The organism is Zavarzinia sp. (assembly GCF_041650655.1).
GTDB lineage: Bacteria > Pseudomonadota > Alphaproteobacteria > Zavarziniales > Zavarziniaceae > Zavarzinia.
The window spans coordinates 50,162-67,051 of the sequence record NZ_JBAZKR010000008.1 but is presented as its reverse complement, the minus strand read 5'-3'; the positions used below and the strand labels follow the sequence as shown (position 1 = coordinate 67,051).

The following is a 16,890-nucleotide window of genomic DNA, read 5'->3' as shown; positions in this document are numbered from 1 at the left end:
GTCTCGCCCGATTTTTCCCCAGTTCCGCCCGATGGAGGTTGTTCCGTCTCTTCAGTAGTGGCTAATTCGGTGCAAGTCGAGGCTCCCGCGCGGTTTCGGCAGCGGGAATTCCGGGGATAAGATTCCGGCACCGCCGCGGAGCGCCGCGGTTACGGATTTCGTCCACAGGCTGGCGACGAAACAGTCCCCCAGGGAGGGAACGGTTGATCGAAAAACCCATCGAAACCGAAGGTGATGCTGGACTTCCGGAATCGGCCGATTCGTCCCAGCAATCCACGTTTTCCACAGGCGAGGGGACGAAGCGGCTGCATCTCTATCTGGTCTCGGACGCGACCGGCGAGACCCTGAGCTCGGTCGCCAAGGCGGCCATGTCGCAGTTTCCCGATGTCGCCGCCCATCTCCATGTCTCCTTCATGGTCAGGACCCGGGCACAGATCGAACGCGCCCTCGACCTGGTGAAGGCGAGTGGCGGCATCATCCTCTACACCCTGGTCAATGCCGATCTCCGCCTCGCCATCGACGAGGGGGCGCTGACCCGCCATGTCCCGGTGATCAATGTGCTCGACCCGGTGATCCAGGGCCTGGCCACCTTCCTGGGGATCGCGGCTCATGCCGTGCCGGGGCGCCAGCACGCCCTGGACGCCGAATATTTCCGCCGCATCGAAGCGATGAATTTCGCCCTCGCCCATGATGACGGCCAAAGCGCCCAGGGCCTGCACGAGGCAGACGTCGTGCTGGTCGGTGTGTCGCGCACATCGAAGACGCCGACCTCGATCTATCTCGCCAATCGCGGCATCAAGGCGGCCAATGTTCCGGTGGTGCCGGGCTGCCCGCTGCCGCCCGAGCTGTTCGAACTGACCGGGCCCCTGGTCGTCGGGCTCACGACCTCGGCCGATCGGCTGCTCCAGGTGCGGCGCCACCGCATGCTGCTGCTCGGGCGGAGCGACAACAGCGACTATGTCGACGTCGAGGCGATCAACCGCGAGCTGACCGATGCCCGCCGCCTCTTCGTCAAGCACGGCTGGCCGGTGATCGACGTCTCGCGCCGCTCGATCGAGGAGACTTCGGCCGCGATTCTGAACCTCTATTACGACCGCCTGAACCTGATGTGAGGCTCAATAGTATTTCGGCGGCATGCGGGGCAGGATCGGCGTGTCGATGTTGTAGACCTTTGTGTCGCGGATGCCGTCGTTGATGCCCTTGTTCTGGAAGCTGACCTGCATCAGGGAAATGGGCGTGGTCGGCTTGTTCTTGTTGTGCCGCGGCGTCACATGCAGGAGCTTGCCGGCATCGTAGAGCGCCACCAGGTCCGCGACCTGCCAGGCCGGGAAATGGCCGTTGCCGACCCAGCCGCGGCACAGGAAATAATGTTCGACCGCGGCCATGATCTCGTCGTCCGCATCGATCAGATGGGGCGGATAGGTGCCGATGCCGTTCCGGGCGTTGTAGAGGTCCTGGCGGAGCGTGTCGTAGCGGCCCGGCTCCGCCTCGCCGCCGCGATAGGTCTTCCAAGCTTCGATCAATTCCGTGACGCGGGCCGACTTGTCCATGGTGATGGCCTCCGGTTGCGATGTCTTGCCGACGATCGTCGCCACAGTCGGGGTCCGTGGGCCATCCGTCTGTACCCGCCGTCACAGACGGGGCGGTCTACTCAGAGTGGGCGGGCCCAGACGAAGGGCAGGGCCGCCGGCAGGTCGGTGCCCGGGTCTTCGCCGCTCTCGGCGACCGGCACCTTGACGATCCATTCGTCGACGATCTCCAACCAGGGCTGGCGCAACATGCGATCGGCGTCGCTGCGCATGTGGCCGCGGGCCGGCGCCGCCCGGGCGAAATCGACCCGGTAGAGCACGATCGGCGCGTCCCTGGCGTCGCGCAGCACGACATAGGGAGCCTCGTCGGTAGCACCGAAGGCCTTGGCGGAACGGACCAGTCGCGCCGCGTCGTCCCGGTCCAGGCGGATCAGCAGGTATTGGGTGATGATCTGGCCGTCGTCGAGCAAAGTGATGCGGCAATCGTCCTGATTGGCCAGCATCACGGTGAAGCGGGTACCGGCCGTGGTGAGCAACTGGGCCGCCATCGCCGCGGCCGATTTCCGGCCCGAGGCATTGGCCGGAAAGCCGTAGTATTCGTAATATTTGGCTTCCAGCGCGTCGACATAGTCTTCGCCCCGCTCGAACAGACGCCGCTCGATATAGCCGAGGTCCATGGCGAGATCGCGGATCGCGTTGTCGGTCAGGCGCTCGATCTTCACATGGGCGTGGGACAGTTGCGGGGCAGTGCCCGGCGTCGTCCGCTCCGCCAGCAGGGCATAGTCGATCGGCAGCAGCTTGCGCAGCAATTCGTCGCTCTCGTTGGAGGCGAGGTCGAGTTGCTGCGGCTCGATCTGCTCGATCGCCACGTCGGAACAGAGGTTGCGCAGGTTCTGCGCCGTGACCCGGTTCGACTTGCGCAGGCGGAAATGCTTGATCAGGCTCTCCGGCATCGGCTCGTCGAGCAGGATGACGAAGGCGGTCGCCTGATGGCGCTGCTCGCCGCGCGGCACGGCACTACCCGGGACGATCGAGGTGCGCGGCAGGAAGGGATAGGGCTTCCGCGCGCGGACGAAGGCGAAATAGCTCTCGATCAGCGAATAGCCGAGGAGGAATTCGGTCAGCCGGTCACGCGCGGCGACGAAGAGATCCTGCGTCGGCCCTTGGGCCGGCGTCAGCCGTTGCAGCTCGGAAATATCGCTCATGCCCGGTCCGCTGTCGTGGCGCCCGTTGCAAGGGCGGCCGAAACTGTCCATAGAGATAGCATGTCGATCTCCGCCTCCCCAAGTACCGAAGCAGCAGCCCCCCTGCTACCGGCGAACAGGGCGATCGTGCTCGCTTCCGCGAGCCCGTCGCGCCGCCGCCTGTTCGAAGCAGCCGGGATTCCCGTCGCGATCGAGGCCGCCAATATCGACGAGACCGAACTGAAACGGTCGATGGCGGCGGATCATGTGCCCCCGCGTGACATGGCCGATTTCCTGGCCGAACTGAAGGCGCAGAAAGTCTCGCAGCGCTGGCGCGGCGCCTTGGTGATCGGGGCCGACCAAGTCCTCGTACTGAACGACATGGTGTTCGACAAGCCGGCCGACATGGATCACGCCAGGGCCCATCTCCAGGCGCTGCGCGGGCGCCGCCACGAGCTGATCTCAGCCGTGGTGATCTCGGAGAACGGCGCCCCCGTGTGGCGCCATGTCGCGACGGCCAAGCTCGAAATGCGGGCCTTTTCCGACGATTTCCTGGACGCCTATCTGGCGGCGGCGGGGCCGGCCGTGCTCTCCTCCGTCGGCGCCTATCAGGTCGAAGGGTTGGGGCTTCAGCTCTTCAGCCGGATCGAGGGCGACCATTCCACCATCCTCGGCCTGCCCATGCTCGCCGTGCTCGACTATCTGCGCGTCAGGGGCGCCATCGGTTCATGACGATCACCGGAAAGGCTCTGGTCGCGGGTGTGATGGGCTGGCCGGTGGGCCATTCCCGCTCGCCCCGGCTGCACAACTACTGGCTCGAACGCTATGGCATCGACGGCGCCTATGTGCCGCTGCCGGTGCGCCCCGAGCATCTCCAGGCGGCGCTGCGCGCCCTGCCCAAGATGGGCTTCCGCGGCTGTAACCTGACGGTTCCGCACAAGGAAGCGGCGATGGAGATCGTCGACCGGCTGGACACCGCGGCACGTCATATCGGCGCGATCAATACCGTGGTCGTGGAAGCGGACGGTTCGCTGACCGGGCGCAACACGGACGCCCCGGGTTTCATCGCCAATCTCCAGCAGAGCGCCCCCAGGCTCCGGCTCGACGGGGCGACCGCCATGGTGATCGGCGCCGGCGGGGCCGCGCGCGGCGTGATCGCCGGCCTGATCGAGGCGGGCGTGGTCGAGATCAAGCTCTCCAACCGGACGCAGGAAAAGACCGCGGCCTTGGCACGGAGTTTCGATCCCTATGTCCTGCCGGTGCGTTGGGAATGCCGGGCCGACCGGCTCGACGATATCGACCTCCTGGTCAACACCACGAGCCTCGGCATGGAGGGCCAGCCGCCCCTCGACCTGCCGCTCGACGGGCTGCCGCCCAAGGCGGTGGTGACCGACGTCGTCTATGCCCCCCTGGAGACCGAACTCCTGGCCAAGGCCAGGGCGCGCGGCAATGTCACGGTCGACGGCCTCGGCATGTTGCTGCACCAGGCCGTGCCGGGCTTCCAGGCCTGGTTCGGCAAAACCCCCGAAGTGACCGAGGAGCTGCGCCGCCATGTCCTCGGATTATGAACGGCCGCTGATTCTGGCCCTGACCGGCTCGATCGGCATGGGCAAGAGCGAGACCGCGGCCATGTTCCGTGGTCTCGAAGTGCCGGTCTATGACGCCGATGCCTCGGTCCACCGGCTCTATGCAAGGGGCGGCAAGGCGGTCGAGCCGATCGGCGAGGCTTTTCCGGGTGTCGTGGTCGACGGTGCCGTGGACCGTGCTTTGCTCTCGAAGCAATTGGCCGGCGATCCAGCGGCCTGGAAACGGCTCGAAGCGGTGATCCATCCCCTGGTCGCCACGGTGCAGCGCGATTTCATGCTCGATGCCATCGAGCAGGGCGCCCGGCTCGTCGTTCTCGACATCCCCTTGCTGTTCGAGACCGGGGGGGAGAGCCGGGCGGATTATGTCGTCGTCGTCTCGGCGCCGCCCGATGTGCAGCGCGCCCGCGTGATGCAGCGGCCGGGCATGACGCCCGAAAAGCTCGAAGAGATTCTGGCCCGCCAGATCCCGGATGCGGAAAAGCGCGTCCGGGCCGATTTTGTGGTGCCGACCGACCAGGGCCTGGAGGTCGCGCGCCACCATGTGCGGGAGATCGTGCACCGGCTGCTGAGCGATCCGCCGCCGAAGAAAGAGGGAAGGCTCGCCTGATGCGGGAAATCGTCCTCGATACCGAAACCACGGGCTTCGAATATGCCAGCGGCGATCGCATCGTCGAAATCGCCTGCCTCGAACTCATGAACCACGTGCCGACGGGGCGGCACTTCCACTGCTACGTCAACCCGGAAGGCCGGGAGATGTCGGAAGGGGCGCGCAACGTCACCGGCATCGCCGACGATTTCCTGCTCGACAAGCCGTTGTTCGGCGAGATCGCCGGGGAATTCCTGGATTTCATCGCGGACACCACCCTGGTGATCCACAATGCGCCCTTCGACATCGGCTTCTTGAACGCCGAATTCGCCAGGCTGGGGCGGGAGCCCATTCCGCTCGAACGGGCGATCGACACGGTGCTGATCGCCCGGCGGAAGTTCCCCGGCGCGCCGGCCAGCCTGGACGCGCTGTGCCGGCGCTTCGAGGTCGACCTGTCGCGGCGCGAGAAGCATGGCGCGCTGCTCGACTGCGAACTATTGGCCGATGTCTATCTCGAACTGGTGGGCGGGCGGCAGCAGGGCTTTTCCCTGGTGCGCAGCACGGTTTCCCGCGTTGCCGTGGCCGAACGCCCGGTCCGGCCGCCGCGCCCCCATGCGCCCAGCGAGGAGGAACTGGCGGCCCATGCCGCCTTCCTCGCAGAGATCAAAGGGGCGCTCTGGAACCAGGAGTGATTACTGCTGCTGCACCTGCTGGGCCTGGGCCTGGCTGCGCGCCAGGTGTTGGCGGTAGAGCGCGACGAAGTCGATCGGGTCGAGCATCAGGGGCGGGAAGCCGCCGTCGCGGGTCATGTCGGCGATGATGCGGCGCGCGAAGGGGAAGATCACCCGCGGGCATTCGATCAGGCACAGCGGCTGCAGCGCGTCGGCCGGCACGTTGCGGAGCAGGAACAGGCCGGCATAGACCAGCTCGACCACGAAGGCGGGCTTGCCTTCGGCATCGGTCGCATTGGCGCGGATGCGCAGATCCACTTCATAGCGGTCGTCCGGCAGGCGGCGGGCCTGGACGTCGACGCCGATGTCGATCTTCGGCTGCTGGCTCAGCGACAGGCTGGCCGGCGCACCGGGGTTCTCGAAGGAAAGGTCGCGGACATATTGCGCCAGCACCTGGAACTGCACGGGGTTGGCTTGCTGCTCGGGCGTGTCGGTCATGGATGATTTCCTGGAAAAGCGGTCCCTCCGCTACCACAGCGCCCTTTGGCGGACAAGCGCGGCTTGGAATCCGGCCCCGGCCTTCCCATGTGGAAAGAGGTCCCGGCGCCTGGATTCACCGGGCGCCAGGGTCTATGCTCGGACCCCGGAACGGAAAGCACGGGTGCGATGAACGGCGGCTTCGAATATCTCGATATCGTGTTTCTGGCCGTGATTGCGGGCTTCATCGGCTTTCGGCTATGGAGCGTGCTGGGCCAGCGCACGGGCGAGGAACAGAGCCGCGACCCGTTCAAGCGGCCGGTTCCCGCGCCGGAAGAGCGCGCCCCGCTCGCGCCCCGGGTACCCGCCGATGCCGGCGCCGCGGCGGTCTCCGGCGTCAATCTGACCGAGATCCGCCTGGCCGACCGCAGCTTCGAGGCGGAGCAATTCATCGCAGGCGCACGTTTCGCCTATGAGATGATCGTGCATGCCTTCGCCAAGGGCGACGAAGAGGCGCTGAAGCCCCTGGTGGCGCCCGACGTTCTGGCCGGCTTCCACAAGGCGATCGCGGACCGGACCGCCGCCGGCCATGACTTCGAGCACAATCTGGTCAAGCTGAAGGGCGCCACGATCGAAAAGGGCGTGATGAAGGGCCGCACCGCCGAGGTCACCGTGCGCTTCGTCGCCGAAGGCATCATGGTCACCCGCGACGCCGCCGGGGCCGTGATCGACGGCCACCCGAACGCCGTCCGCGAGATGATCGACGTCTGGACCTTCGCCCGCGACACGCGGAGCCGCGATCCCAACTGGCTGCTGGTGGCGACCAGCGCGGGCGCCTGACCCGGTCATGACGCCGCGCGGTTCGGCCGTGCTGGCCGCCCTGGCGGCGGCCCTTGCCATCGTCGCGGCGATCCTGCTGCTGCCCGTCCTCCCGCCGTTGCCGGAACTGCCGCCCCGCTTGGTGCTGCGCCCGGCGACATTCGCCGACCTGCCCGCCTGGGGCGCGGACGATCAGGCCGAGGCTTGGCCCGCCTTCCTGCTCTCCTGCGACAGGCTCGCCAGGCGGAAGCCCGAAACCTCCCTCGGCATCGCCGGCACGGTCGCCGACTGGCGGCAAGCCTGCGCCGAGGCGAAGGCCCTGGCCGCGCCCGATGCGGCCACGGCCCGGCAATTCTTCGAAGCGCGTTTCCGCCCCGTCCAGGCCCTGAACAACGACAAGCCGGGCGGCCTCTTCACCGGCTATTACGAGCCGGAACTCGATGGCGCCGCCGGCCCGGACGATGTCAACCGCACGCCGCTCTATCGCCGGCCGGGCGATCTCGTGCAGGTCGATCTCGGCGATTTCCGGGACGAGCTGAAGGGCCAGCGGATCGCCGGCAAGGTGATCGACGGCAAGCTGAAACCCTATGACGACCGGGCCGCCATCGTTTCCGGCGCGCTTTCCGGCAAGGCGCTGGAACTCGCCTATGTCGCCTCGCCCGTGGACGCCTTCTTCCTGGAGATCCAGGGTTCCGGCCGCATCCGCTTCGCCGACGGGCGGATCATGCGGGTCGGCTTCGACGGCCAGAACGGGCACCCTTACGTGGCCCTCGGCAAACTCATGCTGGACCAGGGCCTGCTGGCCCGCGGCCAGGTCACCATGCAGACCATCAAGGCCTGGCTGAACACCCACCCGGGCGAAGCGGCGGGCCTGATGAACCGCAACCCCTCCTATGTCTTCTTCCGCGATCTCGGCGACGGGCCGGGGCCGCTCGGCGCCCAGGGTGTTCCGCTCACCCCCGGCCGCTCGCTCGCGGTCGATCGCAAGTTCCTGCCCCTCGGCCTGCCGATCTTCCTCGACGCCAGCCTGCCGGGTGCCGAGGGGGCGCAACCAGTGCCCCTGCATCGCCTGATGATCGCGCAGGACACTGGCGGCGCCATCCGCGGTCCCGTTCGCGGCGACCTCTTCCTCGGCGCCGGGGCGGAGGCGGAGCGCCTCGCCGGGGCGATGAAACAGGAAGGCCGCTGGTGGCTGCTGCTGCCCGTGGCCGTGGCAGCGAAAATCGGAGACCAGCGTGTCGGACAGTGAGAGCGTAACGCCGGAGGGCTGGAGCCCGATCGTCACCCATGACCCCTTCGAGAAGGATGTCTTCGGCGAATTGGGGCCGGGGGCCGAGGGCGGCACCATCACCTTCGCCTTCTACGACCGGCTGGAGGACGGCAAGCGGATCTTCGCCTTCCGCCCGGAACAGCGCCACGCCAACGGCCTCGGCATCGTCCACGGCGGCGCCATCATGACCTTCTTCGATGCCAGCCTCGGTTCGGCGGCCTGGGACGCGGTCGACCGCAGCCCGGCGGTGACCCTGACCCTGACCTCCGAATTCCTCTCGCCCGCCCGGCCCGGCGACTGGCTGGTGTGCCGCCCGACGGTGACGCGCAAGGCCCGTTCCGTGCTCTTCGTCCGGGGCGAGATCATGATCGGCAATCGCCTGGTGGCGACCGCCAATTCGGTCTGGAAGGTGCTCGGGGCCTGAGTTTTCAGTGCCCCTTATGGAGCCGCTTCCGGATCCGGCGCGAGCCGAAGAAGACCAGGGCGACGACCAGGGGCAGCAGGGCGCCGACCAGCACGGTCGAATGGGGCAAGTCGGGGACCACTTCCTCCGCCCCCTTCAGGAAATAGCCGATCAGGCCGACCAGGTAATAGCTGATCGCGACGACCGACAGGCCCTCGACCGTTTCCTGCAAGCGGAGCTGGAGGCCGGCGCGCTGTTCCATCGAGCGGAGCAGGGCCTGGTTCTGGGCCTGGAGCGCGATCTCGACCCGGGCGCGCAGGATCTGGCTCGACCGGGCGACGCGCTGGGACAGGCTCTCCTGCCTTGCGGCGGCGGATTCGCAGGTGCGCATGGCGGGGGTGAGGCGGCGGTTCATGAAGAAGCCGACGGTCTCGAAGCCGCCGATCGGGGTTTCCTTGTTGTCGGCGATCCTGTCTTCGACCAGGGCGTAATAGGCTCGCGCCGCGCCGAAGCGCCAGGCGCTTTCGGCCACCAGATGCTCGACCTCGGCGGCGATGGCGCCGAGCTGGTCCAGCAGCACGGCATCACCGGGGCGTCCCTCGTCGGTGCCGGCGGCGAAGGTCGCGGTCAGCTCAGCCAGCTTGCGGTCGAGCGCCGTGGTCCGCTGGTTGACCTGCTGGGCGACCGGCAGGGCGAGCAGCGCCATCATGCGGTAGGTCTCGATATCCAGGAAACGCTGCACCACATTGCCGACCGTGCGCGGCACCAGGTCCTCGCGCACGCCCAGCACCAGCTTCACCTCGCCCTCGGCCCCGGCGCGGAAGTCGGACCAGATTTCCGCCCGGCCGTTGCCCAGGTTGGAGGCGACCAGATTGGCCGGGTCGAAATAGGACATGGCCGCCGCCTCGGCCGCCACGGTGCCGAGGTGGAGCTGAAGGTCGACGACCACCAGGTTGAGGCCGGGCGCCTTCTCGATCTGGGCGCGCAGCCCGTCCGGCATCGGCCCCATCTCGGGGCCCGGCACGATCACGGTCCAGGCGCAGAATTCGGTGTAGCGCTCCCATTTCACCGTGGCGCCGTCGAGCGTGAAACGGAACTGGCGGGTGCGCGAGCGCGGCGGCTCGATCCCCAGGGCTTCGCAAAGAACGACCAGATAGCCGAGATCCTCGGCCGGATCGGCGGCGCCGTGGCGGGCGACATGGAAGATCCGCGCCGGTGCGGCGACCGGCAGGGTGGGCCTGGCGTGCAGCTCGTCCGACAGGCGCCGTTGGAGCGGATGCGCTTGGCCCAGGCTGCCCAGTTCGCCGCTCTCGTCCAGGGTCATGGCGCCTCGGGTACTTCGGCCGCCGTGACCTCGGCGCCGGCCTGCAGCATTTTGGAGACCGGGCAGGCGTCGGCGACCTGGATCAGGCGGGCGCGCTGCTCGGCATCGAGAGCGCCTTTCAGCACGATGCGGCGCTCGAACTTGTCGCGCTGGGTCTTGCCGTCGGCCGCCACCACCTTGAGCTGGCGCACGGTGACGTCGATATGCTCGAGCGGCCACTGCTTGCGCGCGGCATACATGCGGAGCGTCATGGCCGTGCAGGCGCCGAGCCCGGCCATCACCAGCTCGAAAGGATCGGGGCCGCTGTCCAACCCGCCCATGGCCTCCGGTTCGTCGGCGCCGAAGACATGGTGGCCGATGGTCACGATCTGGCCATATCGGCCGTTTCCGCTTTCCGCCACCCGTACCGCGTGCCGATTCTCTTCGCTCATCATGTCCTCGTCGATTCACACAGGAATGCAGGCATAATGCGGTTCTTTCCGGCTTTGGCGATAGGCTGCGGCGACAGGCCCGGTTCGATGTCTCTGCAATCCCGATGCCAAGGGGGGCGGCGATGGCGCGGGCATTGATCGCCGGTGCCGGCGTCATCGGCCTCGCCGTCGGCCGGGCGCTGGCGCGCCGCGGCCACGAGGTGATCCTGGCGGAGGCGGTGGGCGCCATCGGCACCGGCGTCTCGGCCCGCAACAGCGAAGTGATCCACGCCGGCCTCTATTACCCGACCGGCAGCCTGAAGCACCGCCTCTGCGTCGCCGGGCGGCACATGCTCTACGATTTCGCCGCGTCGCACGGCATCGCCCACCGACGCCTCGGCAAGCTGGTGGTGGCGACCGATGCGGGGGAAGAGGCGAAGCTCGAGCAGATCCTCACCCTCGGCCGGGCCAATGGCGTCGAGGGACTGGTGGCGCTCGATCGTGCCGCCGTCCGGGCATTGGAGCCGGAACTCGACTGCACCGCCGCCCTGCTGAGCCCGGAGACCGGCATCGTCGATGCCCATGGCCTGATGCTGGCGCTCCGGGGCGAGATCGAGGATGCGGGTGGCGCTGTCGCCCTGAACACGCCGGTCACCGGGGCCGAACGGCGGGACGGACGCTGGCAGATCCGTTTCGGCGGGGCGGAGCCGGGCATGATCGAGGCCGATTTCTTCGTGATTGCTGCCGGGCTCGGCGCCCAGGCGCTGGCCGGCGCGGTCGAGGGATTGGAGACGCCACCGCCCCTGGTGCTGGCGAAGGGCAACTATTTCGCCTTCACCGGGCGGCCGCCGTTTCGCCATCTGGTCTATCCGGCGCCGGTCGACGGCGGCCTCGGCGTCCATGTCACCCTCGACCTCGGCGGACGGATGCGCTTCGGGCCGGATGTCGAATGGATCGGGGCGGAGGATTACACCGTCTCGGCCGGGCGGATCGGGGAATTCGAGGAGCGCATCCGCCGCTTCTGGCCCGGCCTGCCGGCGGACCATCTGGCGCCGGATTATGCCGGGATCCGCCCGAAGCTGAGCGGACCGGGCGAAGCGGCCGCCGATTTCCGCCTGGACGGGCCGGCGCGTCATGGCTTGCCCGGTCTCGCCTGCCTCTATGGCATCGAGAGCCCGGGGCTCACCGCCAGCCTGGCGCTCGGCGAGGCGGTGGCGGATCTGCTGGGGGCTTGAGGATCAGGCCTTGGCGAGGCCGGCGGTGACGAAACCGGCCAGGGATTCGAGCACGGTCTCGTTCGACAGGCGGCTGCGTTCGGCGTGATAGGCGGCCTGTTCGACCATGCCGAGGATGGCATGGGCAATCAGTTCGGCATCGAGATCGGCGCGGATCTCGCCCCGGTCGATGCCGTCTTGCAGGGCCTTGGCGGTGATCCGGGCCAGGCGGTCGCGCGGGCGGACCGTCGGCTCGCCCGAGCCGGGGTCGATGATCGAGAGATCCATCAGCGCGGCGGCGATCACCTTGCGCTCGCTCTCCTCGAAGGCGAGGGAGGCCTTCAGCGCGTTCAGGATGCGCTGGTGCCAGGGCACGTCCTCGTTCAGGGGACCGAGGATGGCGGCTTCGATCTCGGCGCAGGCTTCCTCGGCGAAGGCGAGGAAGATGTCCCGCTTGTCGGCGAAATGGAGATAGAAGGTGCCGTTGCCGACTTCGGCTTCACGCGCGATGTCCTGCGGCCTCGTGGCGTGATAGCCCCGTTCGACGAACAGTTTGCGGGCCGCGGCCAGCAGGCGGCGGCGGCTTTCCTGGCGGCGGCGCGCGCCACGCGCGCCGGGCGCTTGATCTTCGGCAATAGCAACCATGGCGGCATTTGGGGCCAGACGTGACAGCGTGTCAATCTCGCCCCGGCCGCCCCCACGGTTTCTCCGACCTTTTGCTCAATTCACCTGACGGTCGCGCCCGGCCCAATAGGGTTTGCGCAGCTCCCGCTTCAGGAGCTTGCCGGAAGCGTTGCGCGGCAGGCTGTCGGCGAAGTCGATCGTCTTGGGCGCCTTGTAGGCGGCGATCCGCTGCTTGGCGAAGGCGATGATCTCGCTCTCGGTCGCATCCGCACCGGGCTTCAGCACGACGACGGCTTTCACGGCTTCGCCCCATTTGTCGTCCGGCACGCCGATCACCGCGACGTCGGCGATGGCGGGATGGCCGAACAGGGCGCTCTCCACTTCCGCCGGATAGATGTTCTCGGCGCCGGAGACGATCATATCCTTCACCCGGTCGTGGATATAGACGTAGCCGTCCGCATCCAGATAGCCGGCGTCGCCGGTGTGGAGCCAGCCCTCCGCATCGATCGTCTTCGCCGTGTCTTCGGGCCGGCGCCAATAGCCCAGCATGTTGACCCCGGCGCGCACCACGATCTCGCCCACGTCGCCCGTCGGAAGCTTCTGGCCGGCGGCATCGACGATCTGCACTTCGACGTCGGTCAGCGGCTTGCCGCAGCTCCGCATCCGCGGGCTGCCGGCGGGGTCGTGGTCGGCCGGCGGCAGCGAGGTGAGGGCGCCGCAGGTCTCGGTCAGGCCATAGGCCTGGACGAAATCGCAGTGGAAGGTCGCCATCGCGATGCGCAGGAGATCGAGCGGAATGGGTGCCGCGCCGTAGAGAATGGTCTTCAGGCTGGAGAAATCGGTCTCCTTCGCCTTCGGATGCTGGACCAGGATCAGGATCACCGCCGGCACGAAGAGGGCGCGGGTGATCTTCTCGCGCTCGATCACGGCGAGGATACGGGCCGGGTCGACCTCGCGCAGGATGTGGATGGTGGCGCCCACCGTGAGCCCGAACATGCCCCAGTTCGAGCCGGCGACATGGAAATTCGGCATGCACATGACGAGGGATTCGGCGCCCGGCGCCCAATCGCCATAGGTGCCGCGCTCGGCCGCCTTCATGGCTTCGAGGACATTGCCGTTGGTCAGCATGACGCCCTTGGGATGGCCCGTGGTGCCCGAGGTATAGAGCTGGATCGCCACGTCCTCCTTGGCGGTCGGCAGCTTCGGGTCGGTCTCCGGCGCATCGGCCAGCCAGTCCTCGAAGCCCGGCCACTCGCCCCGCGCCTCGCCCAGCACGACGATGCGGCGGACGGCCGGCATTTCCGGCAACAGGCTTTCGATCAGAGGGGCGAATTCCGGCCCGACCAGCAGGACCTCGGCCGCGGAATCATTGACGATATAGGCGACCTCCGGCCCGGCCAGGCGCCAGTTCACGGCGACCAGCACGGCGTTGGTCTTGCAGCGCCGATATAGGCTTCGTAGTACCAGTCCGAATTCTTGGCGAAGAAGACGACACGGGCGCCCGGCCCGGCGCCGTCGCGCCGCAGCGCGTTGGCGACCTTGGAGGCACGCTTGTCGAAACGCGCATAGGTCGAGCGCCGCCCCTCGAAATCGAGGGCGACCGCCTCGGGCCGCAGGGCGGCATTGTAGCGTATGATGTCGGCGACGGTCGTTACGATACCGTCGACCACGGCGGTCGACTTCAGACCGCCGGCCAGAACCCCCTCGGCCGCTTCCATTGCGCGTTTCCCCGTATCATTCGCTTGTCGTGGTTCGAGCCTCGGCGGCGATGATCGCCTCAATGTGGAGACGGTGGGCGGAATTGGCAAGGCGGTGGCGGCAAGTGACCGAGAACACTCTGTTCGCGCTCAGCTCTCGGCGAACAGGCGGGGGAACAGAAGATCCAGGGAATCGGCCGGAAAACGCAGGAAGAGCGGGCCCTTGGGCGTATCGGAGGCGAGCAGGCCGGCGTCGGCCAGCTGCGCCACCACACGCCTTGCGGAGCGTTCCGGCAGGCCGGTGATGCGGGTGGCGGCGCCGCGCTCCACCTCGCCGCGGATCAGTGCCTCCTCCAGCAGGGCCGCCGCCTCGGGCCGAAGCTCGGGCGAGCTCGCGACTAGGCGCCGGAAGCGATGGGCGAGGCCGTCGATCTCGAGTAATCCGGTCATGAACTGCACCTGATCGAGACAGACCCGGAGGAACCACAAGACGAAATCTCGAAGAGCGCGGAGCGAGAGATTGTCGCGGCCGTCGAGGTCGCCCTGCCGCGGCATGTCGGCATGGTCCATCATGCGGCGGTATTCGCCGCCCCCGGCAAGGCCATGCGACAGCCCGCGGGAGATCGACCATAGTCCATGCGCACCGATGCCGGCCGAAAGAGCCATGGCATGGCTCATCAGCCGGCTCACCCTGCCGTTGCCGTCGGGAAAGGGGTGGATGTAGTTGAAACGGTGGTGCGCGGCGGCCAGGGCCATGATCCGTCCGGCGGTGCCCAAGGGAGCCAAGCGGTAGCGTTCGGCGAAATAGGCCATGAAGGCAGGCACCCGTTCGCTGGAAGGCGGCAGGTGGCGGCCGACGGCGACGTCCTGTTCCGGCCCGAGGCGCCATTCGCCCGGGACGAGGACGAATGCGCGTCCACCGGCGCCTTCGAGGCGTAGCATCTCGGGTGTCGCATCGCGGTAGAATTCGCGATGGAGCCAGCACAGGAAATCCGGTGCCGCAGGTTCACCCAGCGCGGCCGCCGCGGCCAGGCGGTCGATCTCGGCCTGCAGGCGGACGTGGGCCGCGGCTTCGATCTGCAGGTTTCGGCGGGCGCCGTCCTCGTGGAACTGCCCGGCCAGGGCCCGCTCGATGTCCTTTGGACGGGTGTTATGACCTTCGATCAGGTTGCTGTAATAGGTGTTCACGATGCGGACGAGGCCGGCCAGATTGGCGGCCGTCCGTGGCGCCAGGGCACGGCCCAGCGCCGCCGCCGCGGCCGAAAGATCGGCGATGACGTCGGCGATCGCCGCATTGGCCTCTTCCAGAAGGGCCGGTTCGATCCGCTGGACGGATTCGAGAAGCATGTCGAGGGCTCCGTCTGGCCGATAATCACGCCGTACAGAGCCTTGAGCTTAATAGAAAAATCGGAAGATCGAGAAAATTCTGGCCGGTCTCTTGGCCGATCTTGCGCCGGGGCGGCCGCGGGCCGCCCCGGCGCCGGGATCAATTCACCCTTCGGCTGCGGCCGGCCCAATAAGGCTCGCGGAGTTCGCGCTTCAGGAGTTTGCCGGTGGCGTTGCGGGGCAGGTGTTCGACGAAATCGACCGAGCGGGGGATCTTGTAGCCGGCGATCCGGCTGCGGGCGAAATCGATGATCTCCTGCTCGCTCGGCCGGGTGTCGGGCTTCAGCACGACGACGGCCTTCACCGCTTCGCCCCATTTGTCGTCCGGCACGCCGATCACGGCGACATCGGCGATGGCGGGATGGCCGAACAGGGCGCTCTCCACTTCGGCCGGATAGATGTTCTCGCCGCCCGAGACGATCATGTCCTTCACCCGGTCGTGGATATAGACATAACCGTCTTCGTCGAGATAGCCGGCGTCGCCGGTGCGCAGCCAGCCGTCCTCGTCGATCGTCTTGGCGGTGTCGGCCGGCCGGCCCCAATAGCCCTTCATGACGCCGCTCGAGCGGGTACAGATCTCGCCCACCTGGCGCGGCGGCAGCGTGTTGCCCTCGGCGTCGATCACCTTGACCTCGATGCCGGGCAGCGGCTTGCCGGCGCTGCGCATGCGCTCGTTGCCGGCGGGATCGTGGTCCTCGGCCGGGAGGTAGGTGCACATGCCGGTCGTCTCGGTCATGCCATAGACCTGCACGAAGTCGCATTTGAAGACTGCGATCGCCTTCCGCAGGAGGTCGAGCGGAATGGGCGAGGCGCCGTAGAGGATATATTTGAACGACGAGAAATCGGTCGTCTGGCTGGCCGGGTGCTGCAGGAGGAAGAGCAGCACGGCGGGCACGTAGAAGACCTTGGAGATCCGGTGCTCCTCGATCTGTTTCAGGACCTGGCCCGGCTCGAAGTCGCGGGTGATGATCATCTTGGCGCCGTTGTAGACGCCCAGCATGGCGGAGCCGGTGCCGCCGATGTGGAACAGGGGCATGGCCACCTGGGCGACGTCTTCGGGCGTCCAGGTCGCCCAGCCTTCACCCGTGCTCTCGCGCATCGGGATATTGGCCAGGAAATTGTCGTGGGTCAGCATGACCCCCTTGGGATTGCCCGTGGTGCCCGAGGTATAGAGCTGCACGACCGATTGTTCGGGCGCCAGCTCGCGCTTCGGGTCGGCGGCATTGTCGTGCGAGGCCAGCCAGTCGTCGAAGGAGGGCCAGTCGCCGTCGGCCGGACCCATGACGACGATCTTCTTCACGGTCTTGAAATCGCCGTGGAAATAGCGGACCGCGGGCACGAAATCCGGCCCGACGAAGAGGATCTCGGCCTGGCAGTCGTCGAGGATATAGGTGATCTCGGGGGCCGCCAGGCGCCAATTGACCGGCACCAGCACGGCGCCCGCCTTGGCGGCACCGAAGAGCAGGGCGAAATAATCGGCCGCATTCTTGTCGAGCACGGCGATGCGCCCGTCCGGCCCGACGCCTTCGGCGATCAGGGCGGCGGCACAGGCGGTGCTGCGGCGGTCCAGCTCGGCATAGGCGAGCTGCTTGTCGCCCTCGACCAGGGCGATTGCCTCGGGACGCACCCGGGCATGGTGGCGCGGCACGTCGGCCAGGGTGCGGATTTCGGGATAATAGGCCATTCGCTTGCTCTCCCCGTCGGGCACTC

General features: G+C 67.6%; 17 protein-coding genes and 1 pseudogene. 9 read left to right on the top strand and 9 right to left on the bottom strand.

Annotated features, from left to right (window positions below; all coding sequences use genetic code 11):
- The first annotated feature begins 203 nt into the window (after nucleotides 1-203).
- Nucleotides 204-1,112 (top strand): pyruvate, water dikinase regulatory protein, encoded by a 909-nt coding sequence (locus WC493_RS03185; protein WP_373062442.1) that lies wholly within the window; start codon nucleotides 204-206, stop codon nucleotides 1,110-1,112.
- 3 nt (nucleotides 1,113-1,115) lie between these two features.
- Here the strand turns inward: WC493_RS03185 and WC493_RS03180 are convergent, their stop codons facing one another.
- The gene (locus WC493_RS03180; RefSeq protein WP_373062440.1) at nucleotides 1,116-1,550 is read right to left on the bottom strand and encodes a hypothetical protein; all 435 of its coding nucleotides are present in this window, start codon (nucleotides 1,548-1,550) and stop codon (nucleotides 1,116-1,118) included.
- Between the two features lie 101 nt (nucleotides 1,551-1,651).
- The gene (locus tag WC493_RS03175; RefSeq protein ID WP_373062438.1) at nucleotides 1,652-2,734 is read right to left on the bottom strand and encodes a hypothetical protein; all 1,083 of its coding nucleotides are present in this window, start codon (nucleotides 2,732-2,734) and stop codon (nucleotides 1,652-1,654) included.
- A 126-nt stretch (nucleotides 2,735-2,860) separates the two neighbouring features.
- Here WC493_RS03175 and WC493_RS03170 point away from each other — a divergent pair, with 126 nt between their 5' ends.
- The 4 genes from WC493_RS03170 to dnaQ are packed head-to-tail and all read left to right on the top strand — an operon-like array spanning nucleotide 2,861 to nucleotide 5,577.
- Nucleotides 2,861-3,445: a nucleoside triphosphate pyrophosphatase gene (locus tag WC493_RS03170; protein WP_373062436.1), complete on the top strand. Its 585-nt coding sequence runs from the start codon at nucleotides 2,861-2,863 to the stop codon at nucleotides 3,443-3,445.
- Nucleotides 3,442-4,281 (top strand): shikimate dehydrogenase, encoded by an 840-nt coding sequence (locus tag WC493_RS03165; RefSeq protein WP_373062434.1) that lies wholly within the window; start codon nucleotides 3,442-3,444, stop codon nucleotides 4,279-4,281. Before WC493_RS03170 ends, WC493_RS03165 begins: the two co-directional genes overlap by 4 nt.
- Nucleotides 4,265-4,906, top strand: a complete 642-nt coding sequence (gene coaE / locus WC493_RS03160) for a dephospho-CoA kinase (protein ID WP_373062432.1) — start codon at nucleotides 4,265-4,267, stop codon at nucleotides 4,904-4,906. The genes WC493_RS03165 and coaE overlap by 17 nt, the downstream gene beginning before the upstream one ends.
- Nucleotides 4,906-5,577 carry a DNA polymerase III subunit epsilon gene (gene dnaQ / locus WC493_RS03155; RefSeq protein ID WP_373062430.1) on the top strand — a complete coding sequence of 224 codons (672 nt, stop codon included), beginning with the start codon at nucleotides 4,906-4,908 and terminating at the stop codon, nucleotides 5,575-5,577. Before coaE ends, dnaQ begins: the two co-directional genes overlap by 1 nt.
- Here the strand turns inward: dnaQ and secB are convergent, their stop codons facing one another.
- On the bottom strand, nucleotides 5,578-6,054 hold the full coding sequence (secB, locus tag WC493_RS03150; RefSeq protein ID WP_373062428.1) for a protein-export chaperone SecB: 477 nt from the start codon (nucleotides 6,052-6,054) through the stop codon (nucleotides 5,578-5,580). It abuts the gene before it with no gap.
- 168 nt (nucleotides 6,055-6,222) lie between these two features.
- On the opposite strand from secB, the gene WC493_RS03145 reads away from it, so the two are divergent.
- Genes WC493_RS03145 through WC493_RS03135 form a run of 3 tightly spaced genes read left to right on the top strand, consistent with a single transcriptional unit; the run spans nucleotide 6,223 to nucleotide 8,546 of the window.
- The gene (locus tag WC493_RS03145) at nucleotides 6,223-6,873 is read left to right on the top strand and encodes a Tim44/TimA family putative adaptor protein (RefSeq protein WP_373062426.1); all 651 of its coding nucleotides are present in this window, start codon (nucleotides 6,223-6,225) and stop codon (nucleotides 6,871-6,873) included.
- 7 nt (nucleotides 6,874-6,880) lie between these two features.
- A complete protein-coding gene (locus tag WC493_RS03140) occupies nucleotides 6,881-8,101 on the top strand; it encodes a murein transglycosylase A (protein WP_373062424.1) in 1,221 nt (406 codons plus the stop codon).
- Nucleotides 8,088-8,546, top strand: coding sequence for a PaaI family thioesterase (locus WC493_RS03135; RefSeq protein WP_373062422.1), 459 nt, complete (start codon nucleotides 8,088-8,090; stop codon nucleotides 8,544-8,546). The genes WC493_RS03140 and WC493_RS03135 overlap by 14 nt, the downstream gene beginning before the upstream one ends.
- A gap of 4 nt (nucleotides 8,547-8,550) precedes the next feature.
- Here the strand turns inward: WC493_RS03135 and WC493_RS03130 are convergent, their stop codons facing one another.
- Together WC493_RS03130 and WC493_RS03125 are read right to left on the bottom strand one after the other, a co-directional pair.
- Complete coding sequence (locus WC493_RS03130) at nucleotides 8,551-9,849, bottom strand: DUF3422 family protein (protein WP_373062420.1); 1,299 nt, start codon at nucleotides 9,847-9,849, stop codon at nucleotides 8,551-8,553.
- The gene (locus WC493_RS03125; protein ID WP_373062418.1) at nucleotides 9,846-10,280 is read right to left on the bottom strand and encodes an OsmC family protein; all 435 of its coding nucleotides are present in this window, start codon (nucleotides 10,278-10,280) and stop codon (nucleotides 9,846-9,848) included. The genes WC493_RS03130 and WC493_RS03125 overlap by 4 nt, the downstream gene beginning before the upstream one ends.
- 122 nt (nucleotides 10,281-10,402) lie before the next feature.
- Here WC493_RS03125 and WC493_RS03120 point away from each other — a divergent pair, with 122 nt between their 5' ends.
- Nucleotides 10,403-11,494 (top strand): NAD(P)/FAD-dependent oxidoreductase, encoded by a 1,092-nt coding sequence (locus WC493_RS03120; protein ID WP_373062416.1) that lies wholly within the window; start codon nucleotides 10,403-10,405, stop codon nucleotides 11,492-11,494.
- A gap of 3 nt (nucleotides 11,495-11,497) precedes the next feature.
- Here the strand turns inward: WC493_RS03120 and WC493_RS03115 are convergent, their stop codons facing one another.
- From WC493_RS03115 to WC493_RS03100, 4 genes and pseudogenes are all read right to left on the bottom strand, one after another.
- A complete protein-coding gene (locus WC493_RS03115) occupies nucleotides 11,498-12,118 on the bottom strand; it encodes a TetR/AcrR family transcriptional regulator (protein WP_373062414.1) in 621 nt (206 codons plus the stop codon).
- Between the two features lie 75 nt (nucleotides 12,119-12,193).
- Nucleotides 12,194-13,815 (bottom strand): annotated as a pseudogene (locus tag WC493_RS03110) (fatty acid--CoA ligase).
- Between the two features lie 129 nt (nucleotides 13,816-13,944).
- Complete coding sequence (locus tag WC493_RS03105; protein WP_373062412.1) at nucleotides 13,945-15,141, bottom strand: Fic family protein; 1,197 nt, start codon at nucleotides 15,139-15,141, stop codon at nucleotides 13,945-13,947.
- 139 nt (nucleotides 15,142-15,280) lie between these two features.
- Nucleotides 15,281-16,864: a fatty acid--CoA ligase gene (locus WC493_RS03100; RefSeq protein WP_373062410.1), complete on the bottom strand. Its 1,584-nt coding sequence runs from the start codon at nucleotides 16,862-16,864 to the stop codon at nucleotides 15,281-15,283.
- Between the last annotated feature and the right edge of the window lie 26 nt (nucleotides 16,865-16,890).